Origin of the sequence: Dyella choica (genome assembly GCF_003977665.1) — a bacterium.
GTDB lineage: Bacteria > Pseudomonadota > Gammaproteobacteria > Xanthomonadales > Rhodanobacteraceae > Dyella_B > Dyella_B choica.
In genome coordinates, this window is record NZ_RYYV01000001.1 from 390,478 (window position 1) to 404,322 (window position 13,845).

Annotated in this window: 15 protein-coding genes; 9 read left to right on the forward strand and 6 right to left on the reverse strand. The window is 61.3% G+C overall.

The window, feature by feature from the left end; all coding sequences use genetic code 11:
* Positions 1-58 precede the first annotated feature (58 nt).
* On the forward strand, positions 59-583 hold the full coding sequence (locus EKH80_RS01895; RefSeq protein WP_126683016.1) for a GNAT family N-acetyltransferase: 525 nt from the start codon (positions 59-61) through the stop codon (positions 581-583).
* Between the two features lie 205 nt (positions 584-788).
* On the opposite strand, the gene EKH80_RS01900 is transcribed toward EKH80_RS01895, so the two are convergent.
* Positions 789-1,676, reverse strand: a complete 888-nt coding sequence (locus EKH80_RS01900) for a LysR family transcriptional regulator (protein ID WP_126683017.1) — start codon at positions 1,674-1,676, stop codon at positions 789-791.
* A 102-nt stretch (positions 1,677-1,778) separates the two neighbouring features.
* On the opposite strand from EKH80_RS01900, the gene EKH80_RS01905 reads away from it, so the two are divergent.
* The 3 genes from EKH80_RS01905 to EKH80_RS01915 all read left to right on the forward strand — a co-directional run bounded on the left by EKH80_RS01905 (position 1,779) and on the right by EKH80_RS01915 (position 4,858).
* A complete protein-coding gene (locus EKH80_RS01905; protein WP_126683018.1) occupies positions 1,779-2,852 on the forward strand; it encodes an alkene reductase in 1,074 nt (357 codons plus the stop codon).
* Positions 2,853-3,230: 378 nt separating this feature from the next.
* A complete protein-coding gene (locus EKH80_RS01910) occupies positions 3,231-3,938 on the forward strand; it encodes a hypothetical protein (RefSeq protein WP_230473362.1) in 708 nt (235 codons plus the stop codon).
* An 80-nt stretch (positions 3,939-4,018) separates the two neighbouring features.
* On the forward strand, positions 4,019-4,858 hold the full coding sequence (locus EKH80_RS01915) for a transporter family protein (RefSeq protein ID WP_126683020.1): 840 nt from the start codon (positions 4,019-4,021) through the stop codon (positions 4,856-4,858).
* Between the two features lie 76 nt (positions 4,859-4,934).
* Here the strand turns inward: EKH80_RS01915 and EKH80_RS01920 are convergent, their stop codons facing one another.
* Positions 4,935-5,825, reverse strand: coding sequence for a LysR family transcriptional regulator (locus EKH80_RS01920; protein ID WP_126683021.1), 891 nt, complete (start codon positions 5,823-5,825; stop codon positions 4,935-4,937).
* Between the two features lie 128 nt (positions 5,826-5,953).
* Here EKH80_RS01920 and speB point away from each other — a divergent pair, with 128 nt between their 5' ends.
* The 3 genes from speB (at position 5,954) to EKH80_RS01935 (ending at position 7,807) form a co-directional block, all read left to right on the forward strand.
* On the forward strand, positions 5,954-6,748 hold the full coding sequence (gene speB / locus EKH80_RS01925; protein ID WP_126683022.1) for an agmatinase: 795 nt from the start codon (positions 5,954-5,956) through the stop codon (positions 6,746-6,748).
* Between the two features lie 98 nt (positions 6,749-6,846).
* Positions 6,847-7,353, forward strand: coding sequence for a peptide-methionine (S)-S-oxide reductase MsrA (msrA, locus tag EKH80_RS01930; RefSeq protein WP_126683023.1), 507 nt, complete (start codon positions 6,847-6,849; stop codon positions 7,351-7,353).
* Positions 7,354-7,516: 163 nt separating this feature from the next.
* On the forward strand, positions 7,517-7,807 hold the full coding sequence (locus tag EKH80_RS01935; RefSeq protein ID WP_126683024.1) for a DUF1330 domain-containing protein: 291 nt from the start codon (positions 7,517-7,519) through the stop codon (positions 7,805-7,807).
* A 156-nt stretch (positions 7,808-7,963) separates the two neighbouring features.
* On the opposite strand, the gene EKH80_RS01940 is transcribed toward EKH80_RS01935, so the two are convergent.
* Together EKH80_RS01940 and EKH80_RS01945 are read right to left on the reverse strand one after the other, a co-directional pair.
* Positions 7,964-8,311, reverse strand: coding sequence for a hypothetical protein (locus EKH80_RS01940; RefSeq protein WP_126683025.1), 348 nt, complete (start codon positions 8,309-8,311; stop codon positions 7,964-7,966).
* Positions 8,312-8,429: 118 nt separating this feature from the next.
* Entirely contained in the window at positions 8,430-9,224 is a 795-nt protein-coding gene (locus EKH80_RS01945) for a class I SAM-dependent methyltransferase (protein WP_230473377.1), read from the reverse strand.
* 279 nt (positions 9,225-9,503) lie between these two features.
* Between EKH80_RS01945 and EKH80_RS01950 the strand changes: the two genes are divergently transcribed.
* A complete protein-coding gene (locus EKH80_RS01950) occupies positions 9,504-10,190 on the forward strand; it encodes a dienelactone hydrolase family protein (RefSeq protein ID WP_230473363.1) in 687 nt (228 codons plus the stop codon).
* Between the two features lie 70 nt (positions 10,191-10,260).
* On the opposite strand, the gene EKH80_RS01955 is transcribed toward EKH80_RS01950, so the two are convergent.
* Both EKH80_RS01955 and EKH80_RS01960 read right to left on the reverse strand, forming a co-directional pair.
* Entirely contained in the window at positions 10,261-11,556 is a 1,296-nt protein-coding gene (locus EKH80_RS01955; RefSeq protein ID WP_126683028.1) for an amino acid permease, read from the reverse strand.
* A complete protein-coding gene (locus tag EKH80_RS01960) occupies positions 11,553-12,641 on the reverse strand; it encodes an aromatic ring-hydroxylating oxygenase subunit alpha (RefSeq protein WP_126683029.1) in 1,089 nt (362 codons plus the stop codon). Before EKH80_RS01960 ends, EKH80_RS01955 begins: the two co-directional genes overlap by 4 nt.
* Positions 12,642-13,100: 459 nt before the next feature.
* Between EKH80_RS01960 and EKH80_RS01965 the strand changes: the two genes are divergently transcribed.
* Positions 13,101-13,355, forward strand: a complete 255-nt coding sequence (locus EKH80_RS01965; protein ID WP_126683030.1) for a hypothetical protein — start codon at positions 13,101-13,103, stop codon at positions 13,353-13,355.
* The last annotated feature ends 490 nt before the right edge of the window (positions 13,356-13,845 follow it).

Genomic DNA, 13,845 nt, shown 5'->3' on the forward strand with positions numbered 1-13,845 from the left:
AAATGCAAAATGCGAAGGTCGGCGCAAGGGGCAACCGACAGCGACAGGTAACAGGGAGATGAACGAGGAAATCAGGTATTTCAGCCCGGGCAGCGACCAGTCCCCTCCCCTTCGGGCGATGGCGCGAAGGTGTTTCACGGATACTTTTTCGCACCTGTATGAGCCGGAGCCGTTTGAGCGGTTTCTGAATGCGGCTTACGGCGACCAAGGCTCCATGTCCAAAGACCTGCTCGATGCGGGCATGGAGTGGCGGGTCGCGCAGGTGCACGGAGAAATCATCGGCTATGCCAAGCTTCGTCCGCTCGCGGCACCTGCACCCAACCCGCGCAAAGGCGCCTTGGAGTTACAGCAGATTTATGTGCTGCGCGAATGGCACGGGCGTGGGGTCGCTGACCGACTGATGCACTGGGCCCTGGATCGTGCCCGCATGCTCGGCGCGCCGGAAATATACCTTACCGTGTTCGACCATAACGAACGGGCCAAACGCTTCTACGCGCGACATGGCTTCGTTGAGGTTGGGCGCTGTACCTTCCAACTCGGGGACCGGATCGACGACGATCGCGTCTGGCAAAAGACGCTTTAGCGGTTTCGGAAAGAGGGTATTCGCAGAAGCCACGCTTTCCTGCCCTAGCGGACATTGCAACGACAGCGCAGGGCCTGAGGCATCCAAAGGGGGGCTTTCAGGCTCGATTTGCCTCCAGCCTGGACTCTTACCGCTTATGGCGATCGGACGTCACGCCGCCGCGTGATTGACCAGGACGGCATTAATCGGCCATCCAGACGGACGATCAGGTGCCGGCGTGGTTCTTCGCCAATCGCTCTTTGAGGAACTCGATGAAGCGCTGGGTCTTGGCCGGAAGCAAGCGTGTTTCCGTCAGCGCATAAACCGGTATGGGCTTGCCTTGCCATTGGGGCAGCACACGAACCAGCCGCCCCGCCGCCACGTCGTCCGCAGCCAGTTCATCCGTGATCAGAACGATGCCCATGCCGAGCGTCGCGAAACGGCGGATCAGGCCAACGTTGTTGAGCGTGAAGCGGCTGCTGGTCGAGACCTGGATCGACTGCTTCCCTCGGTGCAAGGTCCATGGCCTGTCCCTGAGGACGTTAAGGCATTCGTGCCGCGCAAGGTCGGCTGGCTCCATCGGCACACCCGATCGCTTCAGATAGCTCGGCGAGGCGTAAAGGCGCTGCACGAAAGACGCCAACGGGCGCGCAATCAGATGTGAACTCTCCGGCTCGCCGATACGAATGGCCACATCGAAGGGTTCACTCACCAGATCCACTTGTCGTGGCGTGAGGTCGAAATCGAAGCGGATGCCGGGATACCGCTCGGCGAACTCGGCGATCAGCGGCGCCATGTAGATCACCGCGAAATCGACCGGCAGCGAGGCGCGCAGTACGCCGCTGGGCTGGGCGAGCATCTCGCCCAATTGTTCGTGCGCGAGCCTGGCCTCATCGACGATGCGCTTGCAGCGCTCGAAATAGACCTGGCCCGCTTCGGTCAGCTCGACCCTGCGCGTCGTACGGTGCAGCAGACGCAGTCCAATGGCCTTTTCAAGAGCGCTGATGCGTCTGGAGAGGGTGGAGTTCGGTACGCCCGTCGCCTCGGACGCGCCCCGAAAACCCTTGGCCTTGGCGACCTCGACGAACAAAGCCATATCGTTCAGAAGTTCCATGACATTGCTCCATAAATGGATCAATGTTCTCCACTATACCTCCTTTATTCCATCCATGGTTTGACCGCATGATTTCGCCAACCCGATTTCGAGGACTTGATCATGCATCAGCTATTCCTGCCGGTTCGCCTTGGCGACTACACCTTGCCAAATCGCCTGGCAATGGCGCCGATGACGCGCAGCCGCGCCGAATTGGACGGCACGCCGGGCGAACTGACCGTTGAGTACTACGCGCAGCGCGCTGATCTGGGCCTGATAGTTACCGAAGGCACACAGCCGTCGGAGGATGGCCAGGGCTACCTCGCCACACCGGGCATCCACACCGACGAGCACGTCGCAGGATGGCGCAAGGTTACGTCGGCCGTGCGCGCCAAAGGCGGTCGCATCTTTATCCAGCTGATGCACGCGGGACGCATGTCGCATCCCGATAACACGCCCCATCATCGCCAAGGCGTTGCTCCCTCCGCGATCGCTCCGGGCACGCCGATGTTCACGGCCAAAGGCATGCAGGATATCCCTGTGCCGCGTGCCCTCACCACGGAAGAGGTACGCCAGACCGTTGCCGACTTCCGTCACGCCGCACGGCGTGCGATCGAGGCTGGCGCCGACGGCGTCGAGATTCACGGTGCCAATGCCTATCTGATCCATCAGTTCCTCGCCCCGAGTGCCAACGTGCGAACGGACGAATACGGCGGGTCGATCGAAAATCGCGCGCGCTTCGCCATCGAGGTGGCCACGGCCATCGCCGAAGAAATCGGCGCGCATAGAACCGCGATCCGCTTGTCGCCCGGCACCAGCATGTGGGGCATCGACGAGGGCGTGGAAGGGCCGGATCTGTACCGCCACCTGGTCGCGCAACTGGATCAGCTTGGGCTCGCGTACCTGCACATCATGCATCTGGGCAATGAGCCGCTGCTTGTCGATCTGCGCAAAGCCTGGACGCAATCGTTGATCCTCAACCGACCGGGACGTGCGCGCGAACAGATCGGAACGGACGTGGCCGCAGGACTGGCAGACTTGGAAGCGTATGGGCAGATGATCCTGGCCAACCCGGATTTCATAACCCGCTTGAGGACGCATGCGCCCCTGAACGATGCCGATCGCAACACGTTCTTCGGCGGCGGCGCGCAAGGGTATGTCGACTACCCCGCGCTGAGCGAAGCGCTCACTGCCTGAACGCAAACCAATCAGGCGTGCGAGCGTAACGGACACAGTGGATGGAAATCTGCTGAGCCGGATTGTCCGCCTCGAATGGCGGACATCTCGCCTCATTCGACCGTCAGTTTTCCGCACGCATGCCGATTCTTTGATGCACTTCACATCGCCAGCAAAACGATCACTTAACTGAACGCCAAGACCGGCTTGTGTCGAACCGCCCTTATGACCAACACTTCCCGCGTGCTTAGCTAAGCCCTAACGGCGAATCGCATTCGCAGACACGGGGCGTGTGACGGAACCACCCGCTTGCACGAAACAGGGGGTTTCTCACATGCATTTCGGGAGTCGGTTATGCGTACCTGCCGTTTTTCAAAGCGGTTGATTTGCTGCAGCATCATGCTTGCGTTTGCCTCGGCACTGCCGGCTTACGCACAGACAAGCACCACCACAACAACAACAACGACCACGACGACCAGCACAACGCAAGAAACGTCGCGGCTCACCAACGAATTCACCCCGCTTGCCGGTTCCACCAGCAATGCTCAGGCGCTGGTCAACGGCCTGCACAATGGCTCGACCGTTACCTTGACGAGCACGTCGCCGACGGGAGCTATCACTACCACCACGTTCACGCCAGATACGGGCAAGCTGGGCTACGGCAACGTGCGTATCGCCCTGTCGCTGGCCGAGGCAAGTCTTGCGAAGCAAGGCATTACCGATCCCACTTCGGCCGAACTCGCCGCGGCGCTGAACGGAGGCAAGCTGGTGCTTGCCGACGGCAACACGGTTTCACTGCACGGTGTGCTTGCGTCGCGCGCAGCGGGAGAAGGCTGGGGAGAGGTCGCCAAAGGCCTTGGCTTCAGGCTTGGCGATGTGATGCGTTCGCCCAAGGCGGTTGGCAGCGAAGCCGCGGAAGGACATGAGCATGCGAAAGTGGCGCATGTCGAGATCGCAAGCCGCGATACCCACTCGACCCTCACGCATCCCGATCACGTAAGCAAGCCGGACTCCGTCCAGCGGCCCGAGCGCGTGGAAGCACCCGAGCGTCCGGAACGTCCGGAACGCCCTGATCGTCCTGATCACGCTGGCCGTCCCGGCGGCTGATCTTTTTTTCTACTCCGTTGGCACGCAGCCCTTAGCTGGGCTGCGTGCCTCCTTATGCATGCTCCAAGGAAAAACCATCGATGTTGAAGAAGCCCTTTTGGATGATGACCGCCAGCCTGCTGCTCGGCACGACTGCCGTTCACGCGGCAGGCACCGCCGATGATCAGTTCAGCCTTGCCGCCGGCGCGGACTTCTCCAGCGGCAAATACGGCACCGACACCACGACGGACATCTGGTCGGTACCGGTGACGGCTACCTACAACATGGACCGTTGGACCTTCAAGCTGGTCGTGCCGTATGTCCACATCAGCGGCTCAGACAACGTCATCCCTGGCGTTGGCCGCGTCAACAACGGCAATCCGCACGGGCGCGGTCATGGCCGCGGTGCAGGCAACACCGGCACCACCACGACCACCGCCGCCGCAACGAACGGTTCTGCCTCCGGGCTCGGCGATATCGTCGCTTCGGCCGGCTATGAAGTATTCCAAAGCAGCGACCGTACATTCGGCGTGGACCTTACCGGCAAGATCAAGTTCGGTACTGCCGATGAGAACAAAGGGCTCGGCACCGGCCAGAACGATTACGGCGCCTCGCTGGATACCTATAAGGTCTACGGCAATTGGACTGCCTTCGGCGGCGTGGGCTGGATGAAATACGGCAGCTCGCCCTATATCCAGCTGAAGAACGGCTTCAATGCCAATGTCGGCCTCGGCTACAAGCTGAGTCACGACGACGATTTCGGCGTGTACTACAACTATCGCCAGAAGATCGCCACCAACGGCGGCCCGCAAAGCGAAGTCACCGCCTACTGGAACCACAAGCTCAATCAGAACTTGCGCGTGCAGGCCTACGTACTGGGCGGTTTCGCGAATGGAAGTCCTGATTACGGCGTGGGCGCTAGCCTGAAGTACCTGTTCTGAGCGGTATGCAACTCCCTCCCCTGCTCGCAGGGGAGGGTCGGGGTGGGGTCGCACGAGCTTGCGACAATGCTTGAATTCATCGCCGCGCCAGTTCCGCCAGCAACAGCCTGATCGCTGGCGACGCAGCGATACCAGGTCGCGTAACGGCTTGAACAATGCGAACGAGCGCATGGTCCTTGGGCGTACCGATGCCCACATTGACCTTGCTTGACCGGTCCAATGCCAATCGCGGGACGAAACCGACACCCAGCCCCGCCTCGACCATCTTGAGCACCAAATCATAGTCGTCAACGGCGTGCACGATCCGCGGCACAAATCCCGCGGCGGCACAGGCGCGTTCCGCCAACAGCCGATCATCCAGTTGACGCGATCCGACGATCCAGTCGTCCTGCGCAAAGGCTCCCAGATCGATGGTCGAACGCTTGCGTGCCTTGGAATGCGGGAAGGCCAGGAGCACCGGTTCTCGAAATAGTTCTTCCACGATCAAGCTGTCATCGTTCGGTTTGGGGACGAGGCTGTATGCAAACGTCACCGCCAGGAGGCAGCGTCCGTCTCGCAGTGCAACGAGGGCATCGTCGGGTTCCATTTCATGGAAGACGACGTCCAGTTCGGGACATTGCGCCCTGACCCGAAACAGCGCGGGCAGCAAATGGGCCACCGCGTACGTTGCGAAGCAGGCAATCACCAATCTGCCAACCGGTTTCGTCGTTGCGCCGCGCAGATCGAGTTCCGCCTTCTCCACCGCGCGCAGAATGACGTCCGCGTGCTCGGCCAGCCGTTCGCCGTCGGGCGTCAGGCGAACGCGCCGTCCAACCCGTTCAAGCAATCGAACCCCTGCCTCGCGCTCCAGAATGGCCAGATGCTGCGAGACCGCCGAAGAGGTCAACGCCAGGGATTCGGCCACCGCGGTCATCGTGCCGAGCCGGGAAAGTTCGCGAAACAAACGCAGGCGGACCAGATCAATCATAAAGTTTTACTTAGCCATTGAATTAGCTTTTCAAAGTAGAAGTTTGCAATAGCCTGGGCTAATTTGCGACCGACCGCCGCTAGCCGTTCGCCAGGGCGGGCTTCGTCAAAAAATCGGGAGATCCGGCCATGGCCAAGGTATCGCTGCTCGGCGTCCCGCATGACGCCAACTCCTCCTTCCTGCGAGGTGCCGCGGACGCGCCACCGCTCATTCGCAGGGAGCTGTACTGCGATGCCTACAGCATCTGGAGCGAATCAGGGATCGACTTGAGCGTACCCGGCAGACTCGTCGATCACGGCGACGTGGCATTCGAACCGACAACCGATGCATGGAAAAGCATCGAGGATCACGTCGACCGCCTTTGCGGCTCCGGCGACCGCCTGATTTGCCTGGGTGGCGACCACGCCATTACGCATCCGATCATGCGCGCTGTGCGTCGACACCACCCGAAGTTGACGATCCTGCACATCGACGCGCACGCCGACCTTTACGACAGCTACCTGGGTAATCCCCGCTCCCACGCCTCCCCGTTTGCCAGGATCATGGAAGAGAGGCTGGCGGACCGCTTGATCCAGGTCGGTCTGCGCACGATCAATGATCATCACCGTGAGCAGTTCAAGCGTTTCGGGGTCGAGGTAGTCGAGGCCGCCCGGTGCGGCGAGTCACTGCAAATCCGTTTGGATACCCCCGTGTACCTTTCGCTCGACATGGACGGGCTCGACCCCGCCCATGCGCCCGGCGTATCGCACCGCGAACCCGGCGGTCTGTCGACCCGCCAGGTCATCCGTCTCATTCAAAGCATCGATCAACCCGTCGTGGCCGCGGACATCGTCGAGTTCAATCCGCGCAACGACATCGGCAACATGACCGCCACCGTGGCCGCGAAGCTTACGAAGGAAATTGCCGGCATCATGCTGCGCTGATTCGCGGAAATTTTTTTGCCGCAACGAATGTTTCCGCGGCCACTTGTTTTGCGCCCATTCCGGCATCACTTGATGGTCAGTTGCAAAAGGGCGAAACCATGACCACCCAAACCGAAACAGCCATCCTGGCCGGCGGATGCTTCTGGGGCATGCAGGATCTGCTGCGGCGCTACCCCGGGGTGTTGTCCACGCGCGTCGGCTACTCCGGCGGCGAAGTGGCCAATGCCACCTACCGCAATCACGGCACGCATGCCGAAGCGATCGAGATCGTGTTCGACCCGGGCCGGATCAGCTATCGCCAGATCCTCGAATTTTTCTTCCAGATCCACGATCCGACCACCCCTAACCGCCAGGGCAACGATAGGGGTACCAGTTATCGCTCGGCCATCTTCTATCGCGACGAAAAGCAAAAACAGGTCGCCGTTGACACCGTGGCCGATGTCAACGCATCGGGCCTCTGGCCCGGCAAGGTGGTCACCGAGATCGCTCCTGCAGGCCCGTTTTGGGAGGCCGAGCCGGAACACCAGGACTACCTGGAACGCTATCCCGAAGGCTATACCTGCCATTTCATCCGGCTGGACTGGAAGCTGCCGCCACGCGCTTGACGTGGTGGTATTTCGAGCGTTGCATTCCAGCGATTTCCGCAACAGTGTCTTCCGCACGGCGTCTATTTGCTTGGCGCCGGCATCGGCCTAGGCTTGCCTTCCCGACGAAGTGGGCGGCACGCACTTCGGCTGTCTTTTCAGTTGAACCTACAGGAGAAAGAACATGGCAAACGGATACTGGGTCATAACGTTTCGCTCGGTCTCGGACCAGGCGGGCCTCGACAAGTACGCAGCAGTCGCCGGACCGGTGATCAAGGCGCTCGGCGGCAAAGTGTTGATTGCCGGCCAGCCTTCATTCGCCTATGAAACCGGCATAGCTCAGCGCGTTGCCGTGGTGGAGTTCAGCAGCCTGGCCGCAGCAGATGCCGCCTACAACAGCGCAGAGTACCAAGCCACGGTGCAACACCTTGTCGGTGCGGCCGAGCGCGACGTTCGCATCATCGAAGGACTATAGGACGCCCCTGTATATGCGTCTGTAGGCTGGGATGACAATCCCAGCTTTGCACGCGGCATCCCAGTGCTGGGGTTGCCATCCCAGCCTACGCCTGGCCAGACACGCACACAGTGCGGTGACGATGTTTCAGCTCAACGTCGACTTCGAAAACAGATCTCACGGCAACGATTGCTCAGCTAGTTCCAGGAACATGCTTTGCAGCTCTCCTTCAAGCTGCCGCCCGGCATAGCTCAACCGGAAAACGCCATCGGCATCTGCCAGCTCCTGGGTTCCATCGATAACGCCAAGGACGTTGGCTACGGCGTCAATCGTGACATGGCGGGTAAGCTCCAGTAGCACTTCTCGCTGGTCAGCACCCAACTGGCCGAAAAGCGTCAGGACGCGCTGCCAATACGGATCGGAAGCCTGCTCCACCCCGGTATCCAGCAGCAGGCTGCGGTAAAGAGCGTAATTCTTGTCGACAACTTCGGCACCGAGTTTCGATACAAAGTCCTGCGGCGTCATGCAAGTCCCCTGATTTTAGCGCTTAGGCTGGGATGATAATCCCAGCTTTCATGCGACACCCCGATGCTGGGATTATCATCCCAGCCTACGCGCTGCGATGACGGGTACGTGGAATGGATCAACGCCTGGTCGCCAGCACACCATCCAAGGCCAGCTGCGCCTTGAATCCCGCCTTCTCCAGGCGCTTCGCCACTTCGCGTGGAACGTCGCGATCGCTGGTGAGCTTGTTTGGGCTGCCGGTGTAGTGGAACAGGCGACCGCCACGGCGAAGCACGCGCGCAAGCTGATCGTAGAATGCCTGCGAGTAGAGTTCGCCGGCGATGCCGAAGCGTGGCGGGTCATGCAGTGCGGCATCCACCGAAGCATCCTCGATCTGCGCGATTATTTGCTGCACGTCGGCATGGGTCAGCTCCAGGCGGCCGCCGTAGGCGGAATCGTCCGGATCCGGCGACCAAGGGTTGAGCTGGCGCAACCACAATACGTCGGGGTTCTTTTCGAACGAGCGGATGCGCGTCACGCCAGCCTCCAGACAGCAGGCCGCGAAGTAGCCCAGCCCGCCGCAGGTATCCAGCAGCACCTTGCCGCGAGGCTCGACCAACGCCACCTTGCGGCGTGCATCCTCAACCGGCGATTCCTTCGACGTAGGCAACATCTTGATGCCGTCAATCTCGAAGGTGGGCGCTCCCCACTCGGTAGGCACCAGCTTGATCAGCGAACCGGAAAAACGCGAAACCGGCGCGAACTCGTCACCATCCCAGTAGTAGATCGTGCGGTCTTTCAGCTTGTGCGGGTAGGGATAATCCTGGCCCTTCCACTGCCACCTATCCGCGTGCAGCAATGCATCGCCATGGGAGCGGCCAAGGTCGAGGGAGCCATTCCATTCGACGGCACCCGCGCCGCATGCAGCCAGCATGGATTGCGCGGCAGCGCGCGTGAGCAAAGGGCCGGAGTAATGCGTCACGAAGAGAGGCTTCCAGGGGGGAGAATGCGGATTTTAGGCAAAGCTGCCCGGATTCACGAAGCCCGGTCATCCCACGGCACGATTTCGGCGCGATGAGCAAACAACCCGCCCCAATCGGCCATTCACCCGAGGCTGCTTGCGCTTACCTTTGGCGCCCCGGCGAGTCACACTGCGCCGAATGAACCTCTCTCCCAGCCATGAGGAAGTGTCATGAACGCAAAAAGCGGATCCATGGTCGGCCTGCAACGCCCGGACGGTCAGCGGCTCGAGGGTTATTTGGCCCTGCCGGAAAGGCCGGATGGCGCGCCCGCGGTGGTGGTGATCCAGGAATGGTGGGGCCTGAACGGGCAGATCCGGGGGGTGGCCAACCGGCTGGCGCAATCGGGCTACCTCGCCCTGGTGCCTGACTTGTATCGCGGCAAGGTCACCGTGGAAGAGGAAGAAGCGCATCACCTGATGGAGGGCCTGAACTTCGGCGATGCGGCCTCGCAGGACATTGCGGCCGCTGTGGCCTACCTCAAACAACGCATCACCAAGGTTGCCGTGCTGGGCTTCTGCATGGGCGGCGCACTCGCCCTGCTCGCCCTCGGCCAAAACGCCGATCTGTCCGCGGGCGTCGTGTGGTACGGCCTGCCGCCGCTGGAGTACATCCAAGCCTCACGCATCAAAGTACCCGTGCTCGGACACTGGGGAACGCAGGATGCGTTCTTCTCGATCAAGTCCGTGGACGCGCTGGAAACGAAGCTTGCCGAAAGCGGCGTACATGCACAGTTCCACCGCTACCTCGCGCATCACGCCTTTGCCAACGAAACGGCGATCGGTCATGGCCGAATTGCCGGTACGCAATACGATCCCCAATGGGCGCAGCTGGCGTGGGACAGGACGTTTACCTTCCTGGGGCGCACGCTCTGGGCGTAGGCTTACGCTGCAAAACCCAGCATTGCCATGCGACAGCACGCGCGATGCTGGGATTTCATCCTAGCCTACGTCATCGCTCCGGCAACGATGCAGCAACCCGGCGTTGCCATACATAAATCGGCAGCCCGGCCAGAAGCAGCACCGCACCCCACAGCATGGTCTCCGTACCGGTACCGATAAGTGCCCAAACACTGAAAGCGAGCGCGCCCAGAGCAATCCCTCGACGCAATGGGCTGACGACGGTGTCGATCCGCCACCATGCCAGCACTGTTATCAGATAAGGCAGTAGCGTTGCGGCGGTGGACAGCAAAATGGTGAATGTAAACAGCGCAACCAGCGAGCGGCTGTAGTTGGAAACGATCAGCGCACTGGCCAGTACACTGCTTGCAAGCAGGCCAAACCAGGGCGTGCCGCGCTTGTCCAGGCGGGCGAAGGCTTTGGGAAACAAACCGTCCAGCGCGGGAGCAAGGGTGGTCTGCGCCTGCAGCAGCACCCAGCCGTTGAGCGCACCAAAGCACGATATGGTAGCGATGGCGCCGATCCCCATACCCGCCGCATTGCCCCATACGCGTCGTGCGGCTTCGGCCATCGGCGCCGCCGAGGCGTGCAGCACGTCTGCTGGGAGCATGCCGACCACCACGGTGCAAGCGAGCATGGTGGCGACTCCCGCGACAGTCATGCCGATCACTGTGGCGCGCGGCACCGTGCGTTGCGGATCACGCACCACACCGGTAGGCACGGTGGCCGTCTCCAGGCCGAGGAACGCCCAGAGCGTAAGCGAGGCGACCGACGAGGCCACGTTCACCAGGGAATGACCACTGGGATTGAGGGGATGAAAAGCGCTTGCATGCACCCAGCCCAGTCCCAGCAAGCCGAATACCACCAGCGGCACCAGTTTGAGCGTAGTGGTGACGATCGCCGTATAACCCGCCTCGCGCACCCCAGACAGGCTGATGGACGTGCAGATCCATAACGCACCCAGCGCACACAGGGCGCCACGCAGCGGCGTGGCAGTCGCCACCGGCCAGACGTAGCCGAGGCTGCCGGCAAATGCCACTGCAATGGCTGCATTCGCCGACCACACGCAGACCCAATAACTCCACGCCGCGAGAAATCCGACCTGGTCACCGAAAGCGCGACGGGCATAGGCGTACGCGCCGCCGTAGTTGGGAACGATCTGCGCCAGCCGCGCGTACACCAGCGCCAGCATCAGCGCGCCGCCGAGGCTGATGCCCCAGCCAAGCAAGCTCGCGGCACCATAAGGCGCCAACGCAGCCGGCAACACGAAAACGCCCGATCCGATGATGTTGCCGATGACCAGTGCGATCAGCATCCACAGCCCGAGCGACCGCTGCGCCGTAGTCATGCTTGGTCGAGCGAGTTGCGATAGGCCCGGCGCACCATTTCATGAAAATGGTGAACGGCATTTTCGCGCAGCGGGTTCAAGCGCCCGGCTTCATAGGAACCCGAAGCCAGCCCGCGTTGCACGTCTTCGCAAATGGTGACGTCCTCATCCTGCACTTCATCGCTGAACTGGATGTCCTTGGCGCGCCGCGCCTGCGCCTCCGGACGGCTGTCCGGCGCGTAATAGAAATCGAACTCCACCCGGCAGCGGTCCACCCCAGCCGGCAGCACGCGATTGGTCTGCAGGCGGCCAGGCAGGATATTGAGCATGGCATTGGGATACAGGAAGTAGTACAGCGCTTCGCCGCTGCCGTAGAGATCGTCGCCGCTTTCCAGCGGGCTGTACTGGAAGGAATACCATTGGGCCGTTTCGGTGATGTAGCTGCGGTAATCGAGCAGGCTGTTCAATCCAGGATGGATACACGGCACGTGATAGCCTTCGAGATAGTTGTCGACGTAGACCTTCCAATTGCAGGCCACGTCGTAGCTGACACGGTGATGGAACTCGTAGCCGTCCAACGCGCGCTGCGGCCCGAGGCGCGCATCGATACCGGCAACGAATGATTCGAACGGCGGGGCTTCGCCAAGGGCGACGAACACCAGGCCTTGCCACACCTGCACCCGCACTTCAGGCAAGCGGATATCCGCCGGATTGAAATCCGGCGCGCGGCCCATTTCCGGCGCTCCGCGCAGCACGCCATCCAGGCCGTACGTCCAGCCGTGGTAACGGCAGCGCAGGTTTTGCGCGCCGCGTCCGTCACAGCTGGCGATCGGCCCGGCACGATGCCGGCATACGTTATGGAAGGCCCGAATGCTGGTCTCAGTACTGCGCACCACCAAAAGCGGCAGCCCCGCTATCTGCGTAACCACATGGTCCCCTACACCCGACAGTTGCGACTGGTGGCCTACCAGTTGCCAGCTCCGCGCAAAGATGGCCGAAGCATCCAGGGCCGGGATACGGGGGTCGGTATAGAAGCGGGCCGGCAGGGTCAGGGCGTGATCGAGCTGTTGTGCAGCGAGTGAGTCGGGGGAAAGCAGCTCGACCATGGCCATACCCGTAGGCGGTGATGACCGAGTATTTATCGGACCGCAGTGCAGCATCAATGCGAAGGGCGGGCGTTCCGTGGCGCCGGCTCACAGCTTGCCGGCTATCTCCATCTCCTGCCCGGTCCATGACGTCCCTGGGCATCGAATCGCTGCTTGTGCCGTGAAATGTCAGGTTTCCGAAACACCGGCGCCCGCCCGCTCGGCAAAAACAGGGGTAGCGAACGTCGGGAAGGCCGAAAACTTAACGGCACGGCAACATTCATCGCGGCGTTTTGCCCTGCCCCTGGCCAAATATTTGAACTTCCAACGCTGCGCTTAACGACGCCGGCACAGTCACGGCACCAAATCGTGATGTACAGCACATTCCAACTGCAAACATGGCGTGACGCGTGCATCCATGTAAGCAACTGGCGAGGAGTCCTGAACGGGCCTCGCCTGTACGGCAGGGGGAAGCAGGAGATGGAACAGATCGTTGAATGTTTTATTGCCGGTGGCCCGCAGCATGGCCTGGTGCGTCTGCAGCTGTGGGACCCTCAGTATCCGGCGCCACCGGTAGTGGCGTCCAATGACGGCAAAGTGTGCATCGCGGCAGCGCGCCTACCGGCGGGTCAGTGCAGCAAGCGCTTTCTGGTACTGCATCCGCAAGCAACCGGTCAGCAGATCCTTGCCATGGTCGCCAGGTTGCGGACGCACGCCATGTCCACCGTTGCCTGAGCTGGGCTGGAGAAAGCGAAGCTATTTCTCAATCCCATCAATGCAAGCCTTCCATCGCTACAGACTCCAATGCCGATAGCACTGATCGATCGCCTGGGCCGATGGCAGGTAAATTTTCGGCAATGGCGTTTGCCGATAGATCTCCGCGTACCGGCGACGGCTCCATGGAGTGACGATGGCAATATGGTGGATCATGGCCCATTTGATGCTATCGCGAGCGCCCTCCAAAGTACCGACTCTGTCGCGAGCGCACAGTGTCCTTCTCGCATATCGGAACAAGCTGAGGGGCATGCTTACATCCAGCAAAATCAAGCCCGTTGCGCGCAGAAAACGCTGCGGCATGCACTTGGAGTAATTGCCGTCCATGACCCATTGGTCGCCTATGATGGCGTGGTCGTGCAGGGCGACAAATTCATCTGGGGGACGCGGCGTCCAATTCGAATTCGGGATGTGATACAGCTGGTCCAGATGGATCGCCTTTAGCCCGCAC